Raw genomic sequence first — 23,055 nt, 5'->3', positions numbered from 1 at the left:
CGGATAACTGCCCGCACCATCGCAGGATTTGTCCCGCAGATCCAGCCTGCCGTTAGCAAACTGGCTGGCGTGTGCAGTTCTGTGCAAACGGCAACGTTATTTGGGCATGGCAAGATCGCAGACCGACTTGATCACCTCGGCCAGCCACTCGATGGCGAGATTGCCCTGACTTTTGCGGTGTCTGCCAACCACCACCTCGAACTGCTGCGGCGCCCCGGCCAGCTCCAGCATGCGAAAATCGCCGAGGGTGGCGACGGCCGATGGAATGCAGGCCGCCACGTCATTGACCGACATAAAGGCTTGCAGCGAGGTGTAACAGGGGAGCGTCGCCACCGCCGCGCTGGCAACCTGCTGCGGGCTCATCTGCCCTTCGAAATTGCCGACGCTGTTGGCAAACTGCACAAAGGGGATGGCCGCCAGATCCTGCGGTGCGTTGTCCGGCAGATATCGGGAGTCGCGGCGCAGCACGCAGCAGTAGTGATCCCGGCGCAGGGTGGTGCGCAGCAACCCCGGGTCGAGATAGGCATCAAAGCCAATCACCAGATCGACCTCGCCGCTGGCCAGCGCCTCCAGATGCAGCTCGGCCTGAAAGTCCACCACATCGAGCCGGATGGAAGGTGCCTGAGTGCGCAGGGCGCTTGCCAGCCTTGGGATAATGGCGAGCTGGGCATATTCGTTGGCCATCACCCTGAAGGTGCGCTGGCTGCTGGCGGGATCGAAGGGGGCAGCCACAAAGACCCCGTCGATATCGGTCAGGATCTGCTCGAACTTGTCGGCCAGCTGGCAAGCGTAGTCGGTCGGCTGCAACCCGGCGCTCTGGCGGATAAAGAGCTCGGCGGGAAAGAGATCGCGCAGCTTTTTCAGATGGCTGCTCACCCCCTGTTGGGAGATCTCCAGCAGCTCGGCCACCCGCGACACGCTCTTGTATCTGACCAGCAGCACCAGCACCCTCATCTGCCTGATATCGATCTTCTCCACCCTCACCTCACCAATTTCAGTTGTATCACATACAAATAACTCATGATTTACATTGTATCAGTAGCTCTCTAACCTTGCAGCTATTCCAGCAAAGCGAGGTTAACGATGAAAACAGTCATTCTGATTGGTGCTCAGGGGAAAATGGGGCAAGCCGCCCTCAGTGGTCTGGGCAAGCACAAGGTCATTACCGCCAGCCGCTCCGGCGAGGGGTGTGATTTTCAGGTGGATATCACCAGCCGAGAGTCTATCGAACGGCTCTACCAAAACGTGGGTTCCTTCGATGCAGTGGTCAATACCGCCGGCTATTGCGAATACGCCCCCTTTGGCGAGCTGAGCGACGAGCAGTGGCAAACCACCATCCAGAGCAAGCTGATGGGGCAGATCAATCTGGTCAATATCGGCCTCAACTACATCAATCAGGGGGGATCCTTCACTCTGATCTCCGGCATCCTCAATATCAAGCCGATCCCGCTGGCCATTGCCGATGCCACCACCAGCGGCGCCATCGATACCTTTGTCCAGTGCGTGGCCCACGAGCTGCCCCGTGGCATTCGCATCAATGTGGTCAACCCGACCGTACTGGAAGAGGCGTGGGACGTATATGGCGAGATGATGCCGGGCTTCCAGCCGGTGCCGGGCGCCCTGGTCGGCAAGGCGTTTGAGCGCTCCGTCGATGGCTTTATTAGCGGCCAGGTGCTCTATGTCGATGCCTGATCCGGTTCAGGTGTGATCCCAATGCCTTTGTAATTCCTTTTCGATGTTTTTCCTCTTCCCCGAAAGCTCTGCTCTCGGGGCTTTTTCTATAACGGGGGGCAGAACAGCAGCAGAACGGGTTTCGTATTGAGCCCATTTTGGCTACCATGCCGCACTTCACGAAGCGACAAAGGCAAGGACGCGATGAGCAACAAGACACTGCAATCCCTCTTTCACTACAAACGCTGGGCCGATAGCGAGCTGCTGGATGCCATCGCCATGCTCGATGCGCAGCAATATGGCGAGGCCCACCACACCTGCCTCAGGATCTTCAACCATATCCATGTGGTCGATGCCATCTTCAAGGCCAATCTGCTGGGGGAAAACCATGGTTTTACCGCCACCAATACGCCGGAGACACCGACCCTCACCGCCCTGCGCAGCGCAGTCACCAAGCTGGATAACTGGCTGGTGGATTACGTCGCAGCGCTGAGCCCGCAAGAGGGGGCAACCCCGCTCTCGTTTCACTTTGTCGATGGTGACAAGGGGCAGATGAGCCGCGATGAAATGCTGCTCCATCTGGTAACTCATGGCGGCTATCACAGGGGAGCCATCGGGCGGATTCTGGTGCAGTGTGGCATCACGCCGCCGCGCGATACCCTGACCACCTTTTTGCATCGCAGCGAACCCGGGCGGAGGGGTGATGCGCCTCTGGCAGAGGGCGGGACCCGCCCATGATACGCGCCTGCCTGCGGCTCACACCGCTGCTGCTGATTTGGCTACTAAGCGGCTGTGCCGCCGCCATCGATCACTACGCGGGGCGCTTTCGCAACACCCTTGTATCGGAGGAAACCCGCGCGACCATTCGCGCCGAGCTGGGCGAGCCCCAGCATTGCCAGCAGGCCGCCTTTCTGACCGAGGATAAGGTGCAGGGCTGCGATCGCTTTACCGTGCTCGGCAAGATCCACAAGCGCGCTGACGGCAATGGCCAGGCCACGGCGAGCGCCGTGACATTGGGGCTGGGGGAGCTGATCCTGGTGCCGATGACAGTAGCCGGGGTCGCGGCGGACTACACCCAGCGCCACACCATTACCGTCTATTACGATCGGGACGAACACTACCTGTTTCACACCCTGCAGAACGCCAAGGGGCAAGAAGTCAGGCAGTAGGTTGCCATCGCCCATGATCCGTCTTGACTGTATCTCAAACCAATATGGCCCGAAGAGAGCTGACATTTCACAAACCACATGAGAGCCCCTCCCGTCACTAATAAAAAACAACTTGATAACAGATTTTAAAAGGCGAAGCTTTTCTGATGGTTACATCACTTTTGCTCTCGCTTGCACAGCTTCATTTGGCTTATCATAGCCACTCGATACCTATAAGAACGCATAGATATTGCCTCTTCTGATAATCAGGTCATATAAGACACAGCAATTGAAGTGAATTAATGCATTGAGCGCTGATAATCAAAAGCTGCCAGCGCTAATGCGTCCAAAGTCAATAGCTGTCGATATTTTACCGCCCCCGAAGAAGCTTCGATGCCGACTTTATTGGTATGTCTAAATCTCGCTATTAAATAAAAATGGCAAGGAATAGCTATGGATAAATCGTTTCGTCTTGCGCCTATCAGCTGTGTGCTGATCGTGGCTGTTGGTTGCAGTTCTCAGCAGATGCAGAATTTCAAATCTACTGTCAATGACATTGGCAAAGATTACGGTATGCCGGTTCTTTGTGGGGCTGGCATTATAGCCGGGGGCGCTGCAGGCTACGCGCTCAACGGAAAGAAAGGTGCTGTTGCAGGGGGTGCCATCGGGGGGGCGCTAGGCTGTGCTGCAGGTTATATGTGGCAGTCACGGCTACAAGAGCTTGACCGGATAGCCAAGGAAGAAAATCTCAACATTGCCACCGAGAAACTGACCGTTGCCGAGCCATCTGCAGTTACGGGAGTGCCACAGGATGCAGGACTGGTAGCTCAGATACCCGATTCCGGCATGTTTGCAATTGGCTCTGCTCAATTGACAGAGAGCGGTCTGCGAGTGGTCACAAAACTGGCCCAGCTCTATTCCAAACCCGCCGCCGCTGACGCCTCGAATGCGCGCCGCATTCTCCTCGTTGGCCACAGTGACGCCACCGGCCCTGCAGAACTGAATCTGCGACTGTCCGAGCAACGGGCAAGAGCCGTCGGCAAGATCTTGGTCGCATCGGGTATCCCGGCCTCTTCCATTTATTATCAAGGTGCTGGTTCTTCTCGCCCTATAGCAGACAACAGTGATCCCTTGCTTCGCGGTCAGAATCGCCGGGTCGAAATTGTAGAACTGGCAAACGAGCAGGCCTTGGTCATGCGAGCCCAATCCGAAGAGAGCAATACCCGATATCTGCGTTATGGGACTTCCGAGACCGCCAAACCTCGTGTGGCTGCGACCAGACCTGCGGCTCAGTCCGCAAGCGGTTCAGGCAAGGTGACGACCACGTCGCAAACAGCACCTCGTCACACAACAGCCAAGCAGAGCGCTCCAGACACCAGCATGACCAAGGCCGCCCCCAACGCCAAGGCAGCGGTGGACTTCGGCGGCAAGCCTGCTGAAACCTATCAGTGGAACATGGCTCAGAACATCAAGCCCAAAGCGAGCGGTTTTGCACTCATTAGCAGCGCATACGCAAGCGACATGCCGATGTCGAGCTGTGAGGCAGATAAGCCGCGCAGTGCTGGCCAGGTACTGAGCATGGCGGACGACAAACCTCTCCCACGTCATGCCACCAAGGAGTACATGCCCGGCTATAACAATCGTGTCTGGGCCAATACCGTCAACGGCCACCTGGTGACTGTTTCTCCGGTTTCCATCTTGCGTGACAACGCCAAGGTCGATCGTCAACCGATCCTGCAGGTGGTTCAGGGTTACAAATCTTCGAATCAGAAGAAGCCTCAAACCCTCAAGGCAGTGGCCAACACCTATGAGGGAGAAAGTGAAGTGCTTTACCGCCTCTTCACCAGCGATCCCAAGGCATCTGTGTCCTGCATGGATCTCGTGTTCAGCAAAGGCAACGCCCAGGTAAGCCAGGGAGCCCTGTTCTATCCAGCAGGTTCCGAGGCTTATGTTGCCTCCTACAAGCCCATTCCCGCCACCCATTCCAAATAAGAATACGGAGAAACTTAGTGGAAGACTTTTCTTTGGCAGCGCTCAAAGCGCTGATCCTCGCCAACCAGATGCTGACCGTTGGCCTTGTTTCATTCCTCATCAGTGCCGTTGTGGTATGGCGGCATTGGGAGAATGTCTCCTACTTCCTGATCCGGGTATGGCATAGCCTCCCTCTCATCGGCACCGTTGCTCGCCTAGCGCGCAAACCCGCATCGGTCGATGGAAATGGCTGGATCAACCATGAAGTGACCCTGTCCAATGTGTATTACCGCGAATACAAGAAGCATTTAAAAGGAACAGATGCCTACAACGCCTCCCTCGACTACCTGGCCAAGGCAGGAGAGGCTGGTCGTTCCCCGCGCCCTGCGTGGGTTCTGGCCTTGGTGCTAGTACTGGTACTGGTCGAGGCAATGGGGTTTGCCTACGTGCTCGCAGGTTGGATGAACATGGATGCATCAACCAATGACCGTCACCTGCTGGCGGCCGCGACTGCGCTATTGCTTGCCGTCGCATCCGCATTTCTAGCGGAAGTTGCCGGGCACTCCCTGCATCACAACAGTCTGATAGCCCGTGCGCGCCACTGGTGGCAAGGGGAAGAGCCATCCAAACGCTCTCGTACCCTCAAGGCAAACAAGGCCATCAATCTGGAAGACTCCTTCTCGGATTCTGACAAACCTGACTATGAACAGCTGCTGGCACGCCTGAAGGATGTGAATTCCAATGTTAGCCGCAAGTTTGTCTGGCTGATTGTCTGTGCTTCATTTGTTGCCTGCATGGCTGTTGGCGCCTTCGTGGTACGCTCCGCGACCCTCGATAGCATCGAAACCGAGATGGTCAACAACATGCGTGCAGAAACAACGGCCCAGCATGACAGCAGCATGAGTTCGCCATTTGACCTGCCGGAAGAGTCTCAGGCAATCAACAACGAGGCGGAAGAAGCCACCATCGAAGACAAGATGCAGGCAATCCGTGAGGCCAGCCTGACCACCTACGTCATGCTGTCGCTCATCTACATCGCCATCCAGGGGATCAGCATCTGGCTTGCCAGCAAATACCATTTTGCGGGCACCCATTCCAAAACAGCCTGGCGTCTGACTCACGAGTATGCGACTGCCGAGGAGATGCTGGACGCGATGGACCAGCAACGCACTGCGATTGCCAGCCATGCCGATGACAAACTCCGCCGTTTGCAGACCCTGTTGTCGAGCCGTGACCATACCAACTCTGCTGTGCTAGGTGCGCTGGAAGGGGAGAAATCTGCCCGTCGTAACTTCCTGGCCTTTATTGAAAGGCCGAGCACTGTACCATCCAAGGTTGCCCCTCAGGCAACTCCGGCAGCGCAAGCCGAGGTTGCACCGGCCGTACAACCTGCGGTTGCTCAAGCAGAAACGGAGGTCCTATCAACCACTGATGCCCCCAGCCAAGCCGGACCTAGCGTCAAGGCCGCCGATTTCCATGATGTCACTGGCCTGCCCGAAGAGAGCCTGGCCGCGGCCAGCCGCGCACTGGGTGTTGATGAAGCTCAGTTGCGTGATATCCGTGAGCAGCAGATGGCCCTCAAGACCCTGGGCCTCTTTCCCGCCAAGCAGAGTGCCTAATCGTGAAGATCACCCATATATTGCTACTGGCGTTGACGCTGCCTTGTGCAGCGTTGGCGGCCGAGCGTAACGACATACAGAGCTGCTATGAGCGTAATGGCCTGGCCGACATGAAACCTGCGGGCACCGGCCGCGAGCTGGTAGTCATCATCGACCAGACCATTCCGATGCCTGAAGACCTGCAACGAAGCAGTTGGGGGCAGATCGAACGGTTCGTCCAAGCCGGTGATCGCGTCAAGCTCTATACCTTCTCCGCCTTCTTGCCTGGTGAATACCTTCGCCTGACTTATGCGGGGCAACTGGATATGCCGCTGGAAGGGGAAGTCCGGGACGATGTCAGCATGCGTAAATTGCGCGGTCTGGACACCTGCCTGACGACGCAGACCAAGGTCTTTCGTAACGGCTTTGGCAAACAGTTCGTGAAAGCACTGCGTGATGCCCGCCAAGACATCCCCAAGAGCGAAATCATGAACTCGCTGCGAAAAGTGGGTGAGGATATGAAGGCCGAGCAAGGCGTCAGTGACCGCGTCGTGTTCCTCATTTCGGACATGCTGGAGCACTCCGATTACACCAGTTTCTATGCCACCAACAAGATCAAGCAGCTCAATGTCGGCAACGAGCTCAAGCAGGCCAAGAGCAAGGGGCTGTTTGCCGATCTGCAAGGCGCTCGAGTCTACGTCACGGGCGCCGGTCTGGTGACAGACGCGGTGAAGCATGCCTATCGTTCCGGCAAGACCATGGATGCACTTGGTGACTTCTGGTCACAGTACTTCGAGCACTCCGATGCCACTCTGGTGAACTTCGGAGCCCCCAGCCTGAGCACGGATTTGCAGTAACCGTCACATCCACAGGCAGAGCTCCACGCTTCAACCCCATCACACAAGGGCGACCAACCGGTTGCCCTTGTTATTTTCATTGCTGCCCACCTTCTCCCTGCGGGATCGCGTTTTTATTGCCATCTGATTGCTCCTGCCAAACACGTCATGAACGGGCCCCAAGCCCATCTATCGGGCAGGCCAAGATAACAGAAGCGCTCCCTGATGGGCATGCTCGCCACGCCTGTCATCCTGCTAATGGCATTCACAACAGTCATCAGCCTGTCATCTGGCTGACATCCCGCGGTCATTTTCAAGCCATAGAGTTTTTCACTTATTTCTCATATGGATAGATAAGGAACATCATGACTTTCCCGCGCTCTTCTTATGTGGCTTTGGCCGTCTCGCTGGTCTTGCTTGGCGGCTGCCAGTCAGAGAACGAATCGTCTGCCGACAGCCAGGGCAAAACCGCCTACCAATACAGCACCAAAGCGGTCTACAGCCCGCAGCAGCAGGCGGAGAGCTACGAGCCAGCGCCCCAGGGGTTCAGCCCGGTCTTTACCGAAATGGTGGCGCGCCACGGCTCGCGCTCCCTCTCCAGCCCGAAATATGACGTGCTGACCAAGCTGGTATGGGAAGAGGCGCAGCGTCAGGGGGCGCTCACCCCCCTCGGGCAGGGGCTGGGAGGCAAGGTCGATCTGGTGACGGCCGCCAACCAGAAACTGGGTTACGGCCTGCTCTCGGCGCTGGGCAAGGAGGAGCACGCCAACCTCGCTACCCGGCTGGCGGCGCGGCTGCCGACCCTGCTCAACAGCAGCGAGCCCCACTGCATCAAGGTGATCACCTCGGGCAAGGACAGGGCCAACGAAAGCGCCTTCTACTTTATGGAGAGCCTCAAGCGCAACGTGAGCTATGTCAGCGACTCGGCGCAGTGCTACCTCACGCAGGATGACCCCTCGAAAATCGACAAAAAGCTGATCAACAAGTTCGAGCTCTACTTCCACAAGACCACGCCCGAGGGGGATTACGCCCGCTACCTGCCCGCCTATGAGAGCTACCAGCGCTTTATCGGCGACGAAGATGCAGGAATCGCCCCGGCCCCCGAGCTGGCCAGGGCGCTGGATCAGCTTAAAAACCTGAGCAAAACCAAAGAGATGGCCCGCAGCATGCTGGAGCGTATCTACAGCAAGGGGTTTGTCGACTATCTGGCGGGCGGCGTCGAGTTTGTCGCCGTCAACCCGGAAGATGGCGGCATGACCTATGTGCGCGACGAGGTGGATGCCGCCCTGATGCTCTACAACCTCTTTATCATCGGCCCCGGCATGATCCGCGAAGCGCAGGCTCAGGGCAGCGAACCTTGGGCGCTGGAGCAGTTCCTGACCCCACAGGAGTCTGCCTGGTTCTCCTACCTCTCCGATGCGGAAGATTTCTACGAGAAGGGGCCGAGCTTTGCCAACCAGAGCGCCCCCTACGCCATTGCCCAGCCGCTGCTCGACGGCCTGTTTGGGGAGGTGCAGCGTCAGGTGGTGGAGGGCGAGCAGAGCCGACGGGCCACCCTGCGCTTTGCCCACGCCGAGGCCATTATCCCCCTCGCCGCCCTGATGAAGCTGGAAGGGAGCCGTCAAGGAGCCAGCCCGGATCAGCTGTTCAGCCAGCAGAACAACGAGTGGCGCGGCGGCTGGGTCTCCCCCTATACCGCCAATATTCAGTGGGATATCTACCAGAACGAGCAGCGGCAAGTGCTGGTCAAGATGCTCTACAACGAAAAGGAGATCGCCTTTAAGACGGGCTGCCAACCCTACCAAAGCGGCAGCCACTACTACGATTTCGAGGAGCTCAAGCGCTGCTACGGCTATAACGGCTAACCCTTCGCGCGCCGGATATGGCAATCACAAGGGGCGACCAGCAGGTCGCCCCTATTCACTCCCCTTCCCTGCTTGCCAAAGCGGGATATGGCGATAAAGCCACCTTCCAGTTCCATTTGCTGATCAAGCGCAAAAAATGATTAATTTCTGATAGTTAAGTCAACTTAAGCCTCGCCTCGGCAGTTTCGTTTGGCTTACCATGGCCATTCAGAACCTGTTGAACTGCGATGGGTTGCTGCCAGCGCGGGTCAAGGGAGCATATTGGAAGCAGTCATCCACGGGCCGTATAGATTTTCATGGACTTACTCTTTCACTAGAAATGATGAATGCCCCTGATCTCTCATTTTATAACGTCAATTACTAGTCACAATAATCTAATACAGGCAAAAAAATGGGAAAATATCATAACGATCAGCCTATTCATGGTGGTTATAATGATCCGGACTTGTTAAACAGGTCTGATTTTGCTAACAACCTTGCAAGCATCTTATTATTAAATCACGGAGAAAGCAGCCTGACTGTTTCTCTAGAAGGTGAATGGGGGTATGGGAAAACATCTGTAATAAATCTTGTTAAAGGTGCACTGAATGAGAAAGAAAGCTTCCCAATAATCGTAGAATACAATCCATGGCTAGCTGGAAAACCAGAGTCTTTAATTCAGGATTTTTTATTACAATTTTCAGCCCAGTTAAACATCAGAGATGCATCAGAAGATACATTGAAAGCATCCAAGGAACTGATTGCTTATTCCAGCTTATTCAACATTGCTAAACTAGTCCCTGGCGCTGAACCTTGGGCATCAATAATTGGAAATGTTTTTTCAAATTTCGGGAATACAACGAAAAAAATCGCAGAACTAAAAAAACTGGATTTACTTGGTAAAAAGCACAGTGTCATCAACGCGATTTCAAAGATCAATAGACCCATCGTTGTTATTATCGATGATATTGATCGGCTAACACCAGTAGAAACATTTCAAGTTCTCCGACTAGTCAAAGCTGTTGCAGATTTCCCAAGCACATCTTTTTTATTAGCCTTTGACCCTAAATACCTGACCTCTGTACTAGACAAGAATGACATAATTAATTCTCATGAGTATATAAATAAAATTATTCAACTCAGAGTTCCCTTGCCAGTTATTTCTGAAAAAGGGATGAATGAGTTAACAAATATTGAGCTAGACAATCTCAATCAGATAAATCTGACACGGCAATTCGAGCAAGACCAAGAGAGGCTAAGTTGGATTTACCACATGTATTTCAAACATCTCATTAAAAACCCACGGGAACTAAAAAGATGCTTTAATCATTTACGATTTGTATTAGAACAGATTGAAGGCCAAGTATGCTTTGCAGACCTATTTTCTTTATCCATTATCGCAACTAAAGCAAATGCTATTTATGAACATATAAAGTGTACACCTGAAGCTTACATAGGAAAGAGATTTGAAAATGATGGCTTGATGATGAATAAAGCAAGTGATGTAGCAAAGAAATTTGAAAGTGAGAGGAATAATTTACTTGAGAATTTTAATGCAAGCGATCAAGCACTGATATCTGGACTAATAGGCGATATATTTCCTTTACTCAATAGCGGTGGATACTCACATTATAGTGTTTCAGATGGGGATGCAGCTGGAAGAGTATCATCTCCGCAGCGACTATATGTAGCATTCCATTATAAAACTCCAGTAGGATATATATCTGACAAGGATATATTAGAGTTCATAAATGGAGATGTTGATAGGATGGAATTCATCAATGAATTACTTAAAGACGATGCGGATGAACGTTTTTTTGAAATGATGATGAATTACTCATCAAGATGCAAAGACGATAGCTTTGATATTCTAACTTGTATTTACGATTGTCTTTTAAACTCAGAAAAGTTAAAGGTAGAACTTGAAGGGAACTATGGATTTCTATCAAGGGATATTTATCGTCAGATAAACTGGCTTACAAATAAAATCATATCTGATTATGATGATAAGTACTCACTAATAAAGAGACTTATCGAGCGAGAATGTAGTGCCCCCTTAGGGGGGGATATACTATATAAAATTAGAGGGCAATATAATGGTGAGCACAATGAAACCAAATGGGTCAATGAAGCCGAGCTAAAAGAGTTGGAAGATATCTTCCAATATGTAGCGACTCGAGCCCTTTCGAGTAAAAGGTTCATTAAAAACCACTTGGAATCTCATATTTTCTTTGAACTAAAAAGGTCATCAGAAATAAAAGCCGCTCAATACATTGTTGATACTTTAAATTCTAAAGGTGGCATTATTAGAGTTGCAGAGATTATTGGGAACTCTGGTAGCGATTCTACTAATGGGCCCTATGTACAGATTGAGAAAAATGATTTTTATGACATGATCAATATCGAAAAACTAAAAGAACATGCAAGAAATGTAATTATAGAAACACAACCAATTCATATTCAATCCGTCATAAAGAGTATTCTTGATGGGAAAAAATATTATTTAAGAGATGGTAGTCTGGGAGAGCGTTGGTAAAAACACACGCATCAAAAAACATAAACAAAACTGTTATAACACTCGCGTAGAAATAAAAAGGCGACCATCTGGTCGCCTTTTTATTTTTATCATTTTCCAATCAGGAAAACTTACCGCGCCGGTCGCTTGGCACCATTGCCTTTAGCCGCAGGCTTGCCCCCTTGAGCGGTAGGTTTGGCGCCCGGCTTGGCAGAGCCTGCGCGGGTCGGGGTCTTACCCTTATGGGCAGGTTTTCCGGCAGGTTTGCTCTTACCCGCATTCTGGCCCGCACTCTTGCCTTCGCCCTGTGCGGCCGGTTTGCCGTTAGCTGCCCCTTTCTGCAGCTGGGAGCCCACCGGCTTGCCGCCCGTCGGCTTGTTGCCAGCACCGTTGCCGCGCTGATGGGCAATGTTACTGTGGCGAGTCAGGGCCGGTTTCAGCCCCTTGCCGCTGGCGGCGCGTTCGTTGCGACCTTCCGCTGGCACCAGACAGCAGGGGCCGTTGCCAATCAGGTGGCCCTTGCCCATGGCGAGCAGGGCTTCGCGGATCATCGGCCAGCCTGCGGGGTCGTGGTAGCGCAGCAGCGCCTTGTGCAGGCGGCGACGGCGCTCGCCCTTGGCGACAAAGACATCGCCCCCCTCGCGGCTCACCTTGTTTAACGGGTTTTTCTCCGTGTAATACATGGTGGTGGCGTTGGCGAGCGGCGACGGGTAGAAGTTCTGCACCTGATCGAGCTTGAAGCGATTCTCTTTGACCCAGAGCGCCAGATTAATCATGTCTTCATCTGTGGTGCCCGGGTGGGCAGAGATAAAGTAGGGGATCAGGTACTGCTGCTTGCCCGCCTCTTTGGAGTATTTGTCGAACAGCTCCTTGAACTGGTAGTAGCTGCCCATGCCCGGCTTCATCATCTTGGAGAGGGGCCCCTCCTCGGTGTGTTCTGGCGCGATCTTGAGGTAGCCGCCGACGTGGTACTTGGCCAGCTCCTTGATATAGCGGGGATCTTCGACCGCGATGTCGTAACGCACGCCGGAGGCGATGAGGATCTTCTTGATCCCCTTGAGGTCGCGCGCCTTGCGATAGAGGTTGATGGTCGGGCTGTGGTCGGTGTCCATGTGCGGGCAGATGGTGGGCCAGACACAGGAGGCGCGACGGCAGGTCTGCTCGGCCTTGGGGCTCTTGCAGCGCAGCTTGTACATGTTGGCGGTGGGGCCGCCGAGATCCGAGATGACCCCGGTAAAGCCCGGCACCTTGTCGCGGATATCTTCGATTTCTTTCAAGATCGACTCTTCCGAGCGGCTCTGGATGATGCGCCCTTCGTGCTCGGTGATGGAGCAGAAGGAGCAGCCGCCAAAGCAGCCGCGCATGATGTTGACCGAGGTTTTGATCATCTCGAAGGCGGGGATCTTCTCGTTGCCATAGGCCGGGTGCGGCACCCGCTGGTAGGGCAGGCCGAATACGCCGTCCATCTCCTCGGTTTCGAGCGGGAAGGCGGGCGGGTTGACCCAGACGATGCGATCGCCGTGGGCCTGCGACAGGGCGCGGGCGCAGCCGGGGTTGGTCTCGTGGTGCAGAATGCGCGAGGCGTGGGCGTAGAGCACCTTGTCCTCTTTCACGCGCTCGAACGCCGGCAGCTTCACATAGGTTTTTTCCCACGGCTTGGGCTTGGCCGGCTGCACCAGCACAGGCTGGGCCTCCTGCGCGGCAGGGGCCGCTTCAGTGGCGTCATCCGAGCAGGGTGCCCCTTCCATATAGGGGTTCATGATGGGATCGATGCGGCCAATCTGGTCGAGCTTGCTCGAATCCACCCCTTTCCAGCCCGGCAGCGGCTCCTTGCGGATGACGGCGGTGCCGCGAATATCCTGCATGGTGTCGATGGTCTCCCCCGCTGCGATGCGGTGGGCCACTTCCACCAGCGGCCGCTCGGCGTTGCCGTAGATGAGGATATCGGCCTTGGCATCGAGCAGGATGGAGCGGCGGATGGTCTCGGACCAGTAGTCGTAGTGGGCGATACGGCGTAAGGAAGCTTCGATGCCGCCGATAACGACGGGCACCTCTTTGAAGGCTTCTTTACAGCGCTGGGTATAGACCAGGGTGGCGCGATCCGGCCGCTTGCCGCCCACATCCCCCGGGGTGTAGGCGTCGTCGTGGCGCAGCTTCTTGTCGGAGGTGTAGCGGTTGATCATGGAGTCCATGTTGCCCGCGGTCACCCCGAAGAAGAGGTTCGGTTTGCCCAGACGCATAAAGTCATCCTTCGATGACCAGTCCGGCTGGGCGATGATGCCGACCCGAAAGCCCTGCGCTTCGAGCATGCGGCCGATGACCGCCATGCCGAAACTCGGGTGATCCACGTAGGCATCCCCCGTCACCAGAATGACGTCGCAGCTGTCCCAACCGAGCTTGTCCATCTCTTTGCGGGACATGGGCAGGAAGGGCGCCGTGCCGTAGCACTCGGCCCAATAGCGGGGATAGGAGAAAAGGTTGGGTACCGGCTGCATTTTGAACACCTGGAAAAATTCGGGTCGCGCATTATACCGGTTGCGGCCAAGGGGGGCGATGGCTTTTTGTCCCTATAGATCCCGCGGAATAGGCCGCCGCCCGCAATAGCAAGGGCGCCCGCAGGCGCCCTTGTGATGATGAGGCTGATAACTGGCCCCCGCTTGAGCGCGCAGGTCAGGGTTCAGACCAGGATTCAGGTCAAGGCGCTGATCAGGGCGCCGGAGGCTGCGACTCCCCAGCCCCCTTGGCGGCCAGCGCTTCGTCTACCTGCTGATCCCGCGCCCCTGTCATGCCGGCGTGGCGGGCGATCAGATGGTAGATGGCGGGCACCACCAGCAGGGTAACCAGGGTCGCCAGCGACAATCCGAAGAAGACCACGGTTCCCACCGCCATCCGGCTCTCGTAGCCTGCCCCCATGGAGAGCATCAGCGGCACAGCGCCGATAATGGCGGTGAGCGAAGTCATCAGGATAGGGCGCAAGCGGCGCACCGAGCCTGCGATGATCGCCTCCTCGAACCCTTCGCCGCGCTGGCGCAACTGGTTGATGAACTCGACGATGAGGATGCCGTTCTTGGTCACCATACCGATCAGCATGATCATCCCGATCTGGCTGTAGATGCTCATCTCCTGCCCCGTCAGCCAGAGGCCGAGCAGGCCACCGAAGATGCCGAGCGGCACCGTCACCATCACCACCGCCGGGGTCAGGGTGCTCTCGAACTGGGCCACCAGCACCAGATAGACCACCAGCAGGGCGAGGCCAAAGACCAGCACCATCTCTCCCTGATTGTCGCGGTAATCCTTGGAATCACCGGTGTAATCCACCGTCATGCCGGTGGGCAGGTTGTCGTTGGCCCAGCCATCGAGGAAATCGAGGGCCTCACCCAGAGTGTGGTCAGGGTGCACATCGGCGGTCAGGGTGATCGCTTTTTGCCGCTGGTAGTGGTTGAGGCGGTTGGCAGTCGCCACCTGCTTGACGGTCGCCAGGGTCGAGAGACTGACCATCTCGCCGTTGGCGGCCTTTAGATAGATTCGACCGAGATCCGAGATGCCGTTGAACTCGGTCTGGTTGCCGCGCAGGTAGACGTCATACTCCTCGCCCCTGTCCACATAGGTGGTCTTGCTCGCCCCGCCCAACAAGGTCTGCAAGCTGTTGGCCACGGTGGAGACCGGAATGCCAAGCTGGCTGGCGCTGTCGCGATTGATGGTCACCTGCAGTTCGGGAGTCTTCTCGGCATAGTCGAGATCCGGGCTCAGCATCAGGCCGCTGCCCTGCGCCGCCTGTTGCAGCGCCAACCCTTGCTGGTAGAGCTCGGCATAGTCGTTACCCTGCAGCACGAACTGCACCGGTGCGGTGGAGCCACCGCGGAATCCGGGCTGGAAGGTGCGGATCATCACATCGGGAATGCCGGAGAGCTTGGCACCCAGCGAGCGGGAGAACTCGGTGGCGGTGACGTCGCGCTCCGCCCAGTCGGTGAGCTGGATGATCACCATACCGGTCTGATCGCCGCCACGGCCAAAGGCGGGGGTACTGAAGCTCAGCGCCTGCACCACCCCTTTGCCCAGCATCGGCATGATGGCGGACTCCACCTGCTGCATGTTACGCTTCATCCGCTCGATGCTGGTCCCCTCTGCCCCCTTGACGAAGACATAGATGACGCCGCGATCCTCGGTCGGGGTAAGGCTGGTCGGCAGCTGGGTAAAGAGGGCACCGATACCGCCCAGACAGAGCAGCAGCACCAGCGGCGTCCAGCGGGAGCGACGCAGCACCCACGCCAGCAGGTGGCGATAGTGCCCCTCCAGCCAGCCGAGCCCGCGATCGAGCCCGGCGGTGAGTCGGTTCGGTTTATCCAGCGGGCGCATCAGCCAGGAGCCCATGGCCGGGGTGAGGGTCAGCGCCACCAGCGAGGAGCAGAGCACCGCGAGCGATAGCAATATCGCAAACTCGGTAAAGAGCCGCCCCACCATGCCATCCATAAAGGCGATGGGGACAAACACCATCACCAGCACGGCGGTGGTGGCGATGACCGCAAAGCCCACCTCGCGGGTGCCGTGCCAGGCGGCCAGCAGCGGCGGTTCCCCCCGCTGCAGATGGTGGTGGATGTTCTCCACCACCACGATGGCATCATCCACCACCAGGCCGATGGCGAGAATAAGGGCCAGCAAGGTGATGAGGTTGATGGAAAAGCCGAAATACCAGGCGCCGATAAAGGCTGATATCAGCGATACCGGCACCGTAATGGCAGGAATGAGCGTGGTGCGCCCCTGCCCGAGGAACAGATAGAGCACCGCCACCACCAGCACGGCGCAGATGGCCAGGGTCTCGTACACCTCGTCGATGGACTGCTTGATAAAGATGGTGGAGTCGTAATCCACCTCGAGCTTGGCCCCCTCCGGCAGGAAGCGCTGCATCTCGCCGAGTTTCTTCTCGATCCCCTGCGCCACTGCCAGCGGGTTGGCGGTGGACTGGGCGACGATGCCGATACCCAGACTCTCTTTGCCGTTGCGCTGATAGGCGCTGTCTTCGTTCTTGGCTCCCACCTCCACGTCGGCGATATCGGCCAGATAGACGCTCTGGCCGTTGGCGGCAGTGGTGACTTGCAGTTGCTGGAAATCTTCCGCTGTGTGGTAGAGACGAGCGATCTGCACCGCCATGGTCATGGAGTTGTTGCGGATCTCCCCCCCCGGCAGCTCGATATTCTCGCGCTTGAGGGCCTCTTCCACATCGCTCACCGTGATGCCACGGGCGGCCATGTCGGCAGGGCGCAGCCGCACATACATCACCTGGGTGAGATCGCCGGAGAGCGCCACTTCGCTCACCCCGTCCACCAGACTCAGGGGGTCGACCAGCACGCGGTTGGCGTAGTCGGTCATGGCGGTGCGATCCATCTGGCTGCTGCTGAAGTTGAGCCAGATCGCCACATCGCCGTTGCCGCTGTCCTTGGTCACCAGCGGTTCGTCCACATCATCGGGCAACCGTGGCCGGGCTCGGGAGAGGGCATCGCGCACATCGGAGATCCCCTCCACCATGTTCCAGCCGAGCTTGAACTCGACGGTGATCATCGAGCGCCCCTTGCGGGTCATGGAGTTGATGTTCTTGATGCCGCTGATGCCGGAGAGCTGATCCTCGATGGGCTTGGTGACCTGACTCTCCATCACCGAGGGGGCCGCCCCCTCATAGGTGGTGGTGATGGATACCGAGGGGATCTGCACATCGGGCATCTCCCGCACCGTCAACTTGCTGAACGCGACCAGACCAAACACGGTGAGCAGGGCGCTGAGCACCACCGCCACCAGCGGGCGGCGAACTGAGATATCGGAGAGCCACATCAGCCGTTCACCTCGGCCAGGTCACGCACCTGCACCCCATCACGCAGATTGACCAGCCCCTCGACCACGATGCGATCGCCGACCTTCAGCCCCTCGGTGACCCAGACGGTCTCCCCTTCGGTCTCGCCGAGCACCACAGGCACCCGCTTGACCCGGCCATCGGCCTCAAGACGGTAAACAAAGCGCTGCTCACCGGCGTACTCCACCGACTGGGCGGGGATCAGGGTAAGCTGCTGGGCAGGCAGTGCCAGCTCCACATTGAGCAGCATGCCCGGGCGCAACTGGCCGTTGCCATTGGGGATCATCACCCGCGCCTTGATGTTCTGGGTATCGTTGGAGACGCGGCTGTCGAGGGTGGTGAGGGTGCCTTTGAATTGCTGATCCGGCCAAGCAGTACTGGTGGCGGTGACCGCCATGCCCGGGCGCAGCAGGGAGAGGTAACGCTCCGGCACCGCCAGATCGAGGCGCAATTTGTCGAGTTCATCCAGATGCAGCAGGGTGTCGCCGCTGTTGACCAGCGCCCCTTCGCTCAGATCAATCAGGCTCACGGTGCCGGCAAAGGGCGCCTGCAGGGTACGCAGGGAGAGCTCGTAGCGGGCGGCATCGAGGCGTGCCTGCACCTGGGCCACGGTGGCCTCCTGCCCCTCCAGCTCGGATTGGGTCACGGCGCCACGGGCCACCAGCTTGCGCATATCACTCAGCTTGCGGTTCTCGTCGCGCAGGCTGGCGCTCTGCTCGGCCAGCTCCGCCTGCTGCTTGCCCGCATCCAGCGCGATCAGGGTCTCCCCCTTCGCCACGCTCTGACCAGATTGCACCGCAATCTTGACGATGCGACCGGTCACTTCGGGGCTGATGATGACGGAGCGATTGGCCGCCAGCTTGCCCACCAGCTTGAGGGTCGGCTCGGCCAGACTCTGCTTGACGGTTTGAGTGCGGATATTGACCTGTCTGGTCGGTGCTTTGGCGGCGGGTTCGCTGTGACGCAGCGCCCAGACGCCGGCAACCACGATTAGAAGAAGGCCCAAGCCGAGCCAGATACGCATTTTCATCGAACAGTCCATGAAGAGTGAGAGGGTAAATCCAGATTGGGGCCATTTTAGCCCCAGACTATGCCGTGACTATGTATAAATGTGACAAAACGTAACAAGAGCGGGATAAGCTCACTCTGTTTCAGGTCGCGCCGTTTGTTTTCACGCCACATCGCATACACTAACGACAATTTCCTTCGCAACCCGACTGACTGCCTATGCCCAAAATGTCTGACCACCGCTTTCTCACACGCCTGACCTGGCTCCTGTTTGCCGTGGTCATCCTGCTGATTGGTCTGACCTTGCGGCAAAGCCTGAAACAGATAGAACGCCTCTACCAGAGCGATACCCTCAACAGCGCCATCTACCTGCGGGATCGGTTCAAGCAGACCGAAGTGTTTCTGGAGGCGATGCGCGGTCAGGCCGAAGAGCGACTGCGCAGCGACCCCCAGTCGGTGCTCACCCGCCAGCTCTATCGCCATATCGAGGCGCTGCCAGAGGGCCTGGCCCTCGACAAGCTCCCCGGCGATTTACCGGCCGGACTGGCGGGCAACCTCACCGGTGACGGCCCGCTGCCGCCCCCCGGCAGTGCGCGGGAGGCGCAACTTCATTTGGCCCTGAGCCTCTCGCCCTTGCTGGCCACTGCCAGCCAGCGCCTGGGCAGCGAGATCGCCTGGGCCTACTTCACCGGCGTGGACAACTTTATCTACCTCTATCCCTGGATCCCCTCCAGCCAGTTTCGTTTTGCCCGCAGCATCTATGACAAGCACTACTGGCAGGATGCGCTGATGTCACCCAACCCAAGCCGGGACACCATTCTCTCCCGCCCTTACGAAGATTTTGCCGGACTGGGCACCATGGTCACCATGTCCCAGTCTCTCTACAAGGACGGCTCGCTGGTAGGGATGATCAGCATGGACATCCTGCTTTCACGCTTGCAATCGCAGCTCAATCAGCTTACGCCGGCGCTGGGTGAGTATCTGCTGCTCAATCAGTACCATCAGGTGCTGGCCAGCAGCGCACACCAGCCCGTGGTGCCGCAAGACCCCGAGCCGACCGATGAATACCAGTGGCAACAAGGGGCATTGCAGCTGACCATGGCAATCCCCGATACCCCGCTGCGACTGGTGCACAACGTCACCCTGCTGCCGCTGGTGTGGGCCATGCTCTGCCAGTCCACGCCGACCCTGCTCGCTATTCTCTTTATGCTGCTGGCCGCCCTCTCCAACCTGAGATCCCACCGCCTCAACCAGCGGCTCAATTACCTCTCCTGCCACGATGCCCTCACCGGTGCCTTCAACCGCCACTATCTGGTGCTGCTGGAACAGGCGGGCGATCTGGCCCGGCTGCAAGCAGGGATCCTGATGTTCGATGCGGATCACTTCAAACGGGTCAATGACAACTTCGGCTATGCCGTCGGCGATATCGTACTGATCCGGCTGGTGCAGATCTGCCAGCAGCAGCTTAGACCCACAGATCACCTGATCCGCTGGGGTGGCGAGGAGTTTCTGCTGCTAATTGGCCGCAGTAACGCCGCACAGATCGGCGAACTGGCGGAGCGGCTGAGAAAGGCGGTGGCAGATCACGACTGGGCCGCCATCGAGCCCGGGCTGGAGGTCACCATCAGCCTCGGCTATCTGCCCCACCAGGAGAACCTTCCCCTGCACGAAGCGGTGCGCCGCGCCGATGTGGCGCTCTATCAGGCCAAGGCCAACGGTCGCAACCGCAGCGAAAGATGGCAGGGTGACGCCTCCTGACTCTCGGAGTAAGCTGAGCCCTCAACCCCTTTTTTGGAGGACTGTCGTGCCACGTAAACCCCGCGTAGGGCTCGCTCTCGGGAGCGGCGCCGCCAGAGGATGGGCCCATATCGGCGTCATCCGCGCCCTTGAACGTCTCGGCATCAAACCGGATTTGATCGCAGGCTGCTCCATCGGCAGCTTTGTCGGTGCCGCCTATGCCGCCGGTGAACTGGATCGGCTGGAAACCTGGGTGCGCGGCTTTACCCGCCTGCAGGTGGTCAGCCTGCTCGACCCGGCCCTCTCCGGCGGTCTGTTTCGCGGCGAAAAGGTGTTTGGCCTTGCCGCCAGCCATCTGGGGGACCCCGATCTCGAGAATCTGCCCATCCCCTTCGCCTGCATCGCCACCGAACTCGATACCGGCCGCGAAATCTGGCTGCAACAGGGCCCGCTGCGCCAGTCGGTGCGCGCCTCCTGCGGCATGCCGGGGATCCTCACCCCGACCCGGATCAACGACCGCTGGCTGGTCGATGGTGCCGTGGTCAATCCGGTGCCCATCTCGCTGGCCCGCGCCATGGGGGCCGAGGTGGTGATTGCGGTCAACCTCAACACCGATATGCACCAACCCTGGACCGACGAGCCGGATCAACCCGGCAGCGGTGGCCTGCTCAGCCAGTGGCTCAATCGCGGTGAATCCGCGCCAGCCACCCCGGGTCTGTGGAGCGTGATGAGTGGCTCCATCAACATCATGCAGGAGCGGATCACCCGCGCCCGGATGGCCGGTGACCCGCCGGAGATCCAGCTCTGCCCGCGCCTTGGCAGCTTCTCCATCATGGATTTTCATCGTGCCAGCGATGCCATCAACGAGGGGGAAGCTTGCGTCGAGCGCAATCTCGATCAGCTCAAGGATGAACTGGGCCGCCTCGGGTTGCTGGGCAGTTAGTTGTCGACATGCTACGGTTTACACATGAAAAAAGCGCCATTCGGCGCTTTTTTCAACTTACTTACCCGGTTACTCCTTACGGTAGAAGAGCAACCCGAGCAGAATCACCCCCACAGAGACCAGCAGATAGAGCCCCAGACTGGGATTGGTGATACCGCCATACAGAATGATGAGCGCGCCCAGAGTGGCGCAGGTCGGGATCACAAACCGCTTTATCCAGCCCAACTCGGTAAAGGTGCGCATGTACCAGACATAGAGGAACAGATAGAGGCCATAAATCAGCACGATCGGCATCTCGTCCAGGGCGATGTAACGACCGAATGTCTCGTTGATGCTGCAGTACCACAACACTGAGTAGATCACCGACAACAACGCTGCCGCGAGGGCCGAGTTGATTGGCATGTGGTGATGCGGTTCGATACGGCTCATCCACTTGGGGGCAGGCCCCTGATTGCGGATCGCCAGCGAGTAGGGAATGCGCATGGTCGCCAACACCAGACCATTGAGGGTGCCGAGGCAGGAGATAATCACAAACACGGTCAAAATGGTCGAGGCAGTCCCGCCAAACAGGCTGGTTGTCGCGAGATTTACCGCGTTATCCCCTTGCGCCACTATCTCGTCCGTCGGCAAGACGCTGGCGATCCCCAGAAAATAGGTGACATAGACCACAAAGACTATCAGGGTGCCAATCACCAGCGCTCTCGGCAGATTCTTCTTGGAATCGCGAATTTCGCTGTTGATGGTCACGGCGGCGATCCACCCCTCATAAGCGAAGGCGGTGGCAACCACGGCCGTGGCCAGAGTGCCTCCGGTGCTTCCTATCCCATCCATTGCCTGCACAAAGTTGGTCACGGTGACACCATTGAGCAAGCCTGAAATGGTGCCCACAATGGCAACCAGGATCAGCGGGATCAACTTGATCAGGGTAGAGCCCACTTGCAGCTTACCCGCCAGGACCGGGGTATAGAAGTTGATCAGATAGGTGACCGTCATATAGACAGCCGCCAGTATCCAGGTCGCACCAGAGTTGGTCGGATTATCACTGCCGAGCAAGATCATGGTGTACAGAGCGGCGACCCAGGCAAGGATGGCGGAAAGAGGGGCGTAATAGAGTACGCCTTTGAACCACCCCACCAGATAACCAAACATTTTGCCGTATGCCGCTTCGGCATAATCGACGATACCGTTGGACTTTTCGATCCGCTGGGCAAACTCGGCAAACACCAGCGCGCCGAAGATCATCGAAAATGCCCCCAGCGCCCATGCCAGCAGCGCAATGGCCAGATTACCGCCAGTCAGACGCAGTACATCATCGGCCTTGAAGAAGACACCGGAGCCGATCACCACGCCGACCACCATCGCAATGGCAGTCATCAGGCCATAGCGTTTATCCAACTCATTACTGCTCATACCCATACTCCATACGATTGCTCATATCATCCTGAATGTAATAGTGTTCAGGTGGCCAGATACCACCAGGGGCCCACTTTTCGGGGCCGCTTATTCTCGTTGGCCTGCATGGATAATTCAAAGCGTGTTAGATCAAAATATCGATCGGCAACCCAAAAAAATACCGCCCGAAGGCGGCATTTCTATTCACATCGATGATCACGCCTTGGCGAGGTCATCCGGGCCAATCTGGCCGATTTCGGCGACTTTCTTGTCTGCCAGCAGCCAGAGGGTGAACTTGTGCAAATCCGGGTGGTGCGCCAGGGCAACCAGGAAGGCGCCCCCAACTTCACGGTAACCCAGCTCGTAGTTTTTCAGCGTGGTGGGAGGAACACCCAGCAAATCTGCAAACTTCGGACGGCTCAAACCGACCGCTTCACGGATCTGACGGATCTTCTTGCCAACAGTGACGATATTTGAATTCATAATGTTCCATACTCCGTTTGGCGGATTTACTCCGCCTTTTATTTTTCGCGACGACTCGTAGTCAAGT

Annotated in this window: 16 protein-coding genes; 10 read left to right on the top strand and 6 right to left on the bottom strand. The window is 57.1% G+C overall.

Going from position 1 to position 23,055, the window contains the following annotated elements; translation table 11 throughout:
• Positions 1–96 precede the first annotated feature (96 nt).
• Entirely contained in the window at positions 97–978 is an 882-nt protein-coding gene (locus tag OKC42_RS06095) for a LysR family transcriptional regulator (RefSeq protein ID WP_270819238.1), read from the bottom strand.
• 105 nt (positions 979–1,083) lie between these two features.
• On the opposite strand from OKC42_RS06095, the gene OKC42_RS06090 reads away from it, so the two are divergent.
• The 8 genes from OKC42_RS06090 to OKC42_RS06055 all read left to right on the top strand — a co-directional run bounded on the left by OKC42_RS06090 (position 1,084) and on the right by OKC42_RS06055 (position 11,604).
• Positions 1,084–1,692 (top strand): short chain dehydrogenase, encoded by a 609-nt coding sequence (locus OKC42_RS06090; RefSeq protein ID WP_270819237.1) that lies wholly within the window; start codon positions 1,084–1,086, stop codon positions 1,690–1,692.
• A 183-nt stretch (positions 1,693–1,875) separates the two neighbouring features.
• Positions 1,876–2,409, top strand: coding sequence for a DinB family protein (locus OKC42_RS06085; RefSeq protein ID WP_100646505.1), 534 nt, complete (start codon positions 1,876–1,878; stop codon positions 2,407–2,409).
• On the top strand, positions 2,406–2,840 hold the full coding sequence (locus tag OKC42_RS06080; RefSeq protein WP_100646506.1) for a hypothetical protein: 435 nt from the start codon (positions 2,406–2,408) through the stop codon (positions 2,838–2,840). Before OKC42_RS06085 ends, OKC42_RS06080 begins: the two co-directional genes overlap by 4 nt.
• A gap of 432 nt (positions 2,841–3,272) precedes the next feature.
• Positions 3,273–4,811 carry an OmpA family protein gene (locus tag OKC42_RS06075; RefSeq protein ID WP_100646507.1) on the top strand — a complete coding sequence of 513 codons (1,539 nt, stop codon included), beginning with the start codon at positions 3,273–3,275 and terminating at the stop codon, positions 4,809–4,811.
• A 17-nt stretch (positions 4,812–4,828) separates the two neighbouring features.
• Positions 4,829–6,409 carry a hypothetical protein gene (locus OKC42_RS06070; RefSeq protein WP_270819235.1) on the top strand — a complete coding sequence of 527 codons (1,581 nt, stop codon included), beginning with the start codon at positions 4,829–4,831 and terminating at the stop codon, positions 6,407–6,409.
• Between the two features lie 2 nt (positions 6,410–6,411).
• Positions 6,412–7,245, top strand: coding sequence for a hypothetical protein (locus OKC42_RS06065; RefSeq protein ID WP_270819234.1), 834 nt, complete (start codon positions 6,412–6,414; stop codon positions 7,243–7,245).
• A 344-nt stretch (positions 7,246–7,589) separates the two neighbouring features.
• Positions 7,590–9,089 (top strand): histidine-type phosphatase, encoded by a 1,500-nt coding sequence (locus OKC42_RS06060; RefSeq protein WP_270819233.1) that lies wholly within the window; start codon positions 7,590–7,592, stop codon positions 9,087–9,089.
• A gap of 391 nt (positions 9,090–9,480) precedes the next feature.
• Positions 9,481–11,604, top strand: a complete 2,124-nt coding sequence (locus OKC42_RS06055) for a KAP family P-loop NTPase fold protein (RefSeq protein ID WP_270819232.1) — start codon at positions 9,481–9,483, stop codon at positions 11,602–11,604.
• 110 nt (positions 11,605–11,714) lie between these two features.
• Here OKC42_RS06055 and OKC42_RS06050 read toward each other — a convergent pair whose 3' ends face one another.
• The 3 genes from OKC42_RS06050 to OKC42_RS06040 all read right to left on the bottom strand — a co-directional run bounded on the left by OKC42_RS06050 (position 11,715) and on the right by OKC42_RS06040 (position 18,455).
• Positions 11,715–14,078, bottom strand: a complete 2,364-nt coding sequence (locus tag OKC42_RS06050) for a YgiQ family radical SAM protein (protein WP_270819230.1) — start codon at positions 14,076–14,078, stop codon at positions 11,715–11,717.
• Positions 14,079–14,289: 211 nt separating this feature from the next.
• The gene (locus OKC42_RS06045; RefSeq protein ID WP_270819229.1) at positions 14,290–17,406 is read right to left on the bottom strand and encodes an efflux RND transporter permease subunit; all 3,117 of its coding nucleotides are present in this window, start codon (positions 17,404–17,406) and stop codon (positions 14,290–14,292) included.
• Positions 17,406–18,455 (bottom strand): efflux RND transporter periplasmic adaptor subunit, encoded by a 1,050-nt coding sequence (locus tag OKC42_RS06040; RefSeq protein WP_180343478.1) that lies wholly within the window; start codon positions 18,453–18,455, stop codon positions 17,406–17,408. The genes OKC42_RS06045 and OKC42_RS06040 overlap by 1 nt, the downstream gene beginning before the upstream one ends.
• A gap of 197 nt (positions 18,456–18,652) precedes the next feature.
• Between OKC42_RS06040 and OKC42_RS06035 the strand changes: the two genes are divergently transcribed.
• Positions 18,653–20,191: a sensor domain-containing diguanylate cyclase gene (locus tag OKC42_RS06035; RefSeq protein ID WP_270819228.1), complete on the top strand. Its 1,539-nt coding sequence runs from the start codon at positions 18,653–18,655 to the stop codon at positions 20,189–20,191.
• Between the two features lie 46 nt (positions 20,192–20,237).
• Positions 20,238–21,113 carry a patatin-like phospholipase family protein gene (locus tag OKC42_RS06030; RefSeq protein ID WP_005338362.1) on the top strand — a complete coding sequence of 292 codons (876 nt, stop codon included), beginning with the start codon at positions 20,238–20,240 and terminating at the stop codon, positions 21,111–21,113.
• Between the two features lie 69 nt (positions 21,114–21,182).
• Here the strand turns inward: OKC42_RS06030 and OKC42_RS06025 are convergent, their stop codons facing one another.
• Positions 21,183–22,523 (bottom strand): APC family permease, encoded by a 1,341-nt coding sequence (locus OKC42_RS06025; RefSeq protein ID WP_005338365.1) that lies wholly within the window; start codon positions 22,521–22,523, stop codon positions 21,183–21,185.
• A gap of 198 nt (positions 22,524–22,721) precedes the next feature.
• Positions 22,722–22,988, bottom strand: coding sequence for a helix-turn-helix domain-containing protein (locus tag OKC42_RS06020; RefSeq protein ID WP_005338367.1), 267 nt, complete (start codon positions 22,986–22,988; stop codon positions 22,722–22,724).
• Positions 22,989–23,055: the final 67 nt, after the last annotated feature.

Origin of the sequence: Aeromonas sp. Y311-2 (assembly GCF_027706025.1) — a bacterium.
GTDB classification, from domain to species: domain Bacteria; phylum Pseudomonadota; class Gammaproteobacteria; order Enterobacterales; family Aeromonadaceae; genus Aeromonas; species Aeromonas veronii.
Note: the sequence above shows the minus strand (reverse complement) of the source record. Positions and strands in the feature narration are given on the sequence as shown.

Bases quoted from the DNA above. Each gene is read 5' to 3' on its own strand.
- OKC42_RS06090 (WP_270819237.1), top strand. From the start codon at position 1,084: ATGAAAACAGTCATTCTGATTGGTGCTCAGGGGAAAATGGGGCAAGCC.
- OKC42_RS06085 (WP_100646505.1), top strand. From the start codon at position 1,876: ATGAGCAACAAGACACTGCAATCCCTCTTTCACTACAAACGCTGGGCC.
- OKC42_RS06080 (WP_100646506.1), top strand. From the start codon at position 2,406: ATGATACGCGCCTGCCTGCGGCTCACACCGCTGCTGCTGATTTGGCTA.
- OKC42_RS06075 (WP_100646507.1), top strand. From the start codon at position 3,273: ATGGATAAATCGTTTCGTCTTGCGCCTATCAGCTGTGTGCTGATCGTG.
- OKC42_RS06060 (WP_270819233.1), top strand. From the start codon at position 7,590: ATGACTTTCCCGCGCTCTTCTTATGTGGCTTTGGCCGTCTCGCTGGTC.
- OKC42_RS06055 (WP_270819232.1), top strand. From the start codon at position 9,481: ATGGGAAAATATCATAACGATCAGCCTATTCATGGTGGTTATAATGAT.
- OKC42_RS06050 (WP_270819230.1), bottom strand. From the start codon at position 14,078: ATGCAGCCGGTACCCAACCTTTTCTCCTATCCCCGCTATTGGGCCGAG.
- OKC42_RS06045 (WP_270819229.1), bottom strand. From the start codon at position 17,406: ATGTGGCTCTCCGATATCTCAGTTCGCCGCCCGCTGGTGGCGGTGGTG.
- OKC42_RS06040 (WP_180343478.1), bottom strand. From the start codon at position 18,455: ATGAAAATGCGTATCTGGCTCGGCTTGGGCCTTCTTCTAATCGTGGTT.
- OKC42_RS06035 (WP_270819228.1), top strand. From the start codon at position 18,653: ATGCCCAAAATGTCTGACCACCGCTTTCTCACACGCCTGACCTGGCTC.
- OKC42_RS06025 (WP_005338365.1), bottom strand. From the start codon at position 22,523: ATGAGCAGTAATGAGTTGGATAAACGCTATGGCCTGATGACTGCCATT.
- OKC42_RS06020 (WP_005338367.1), bottom strand. From the start codon at position 22,988: ATGAATTCAAATATCGTCACTGTTGGCAAGAAGATCCGTCAGATCCGT.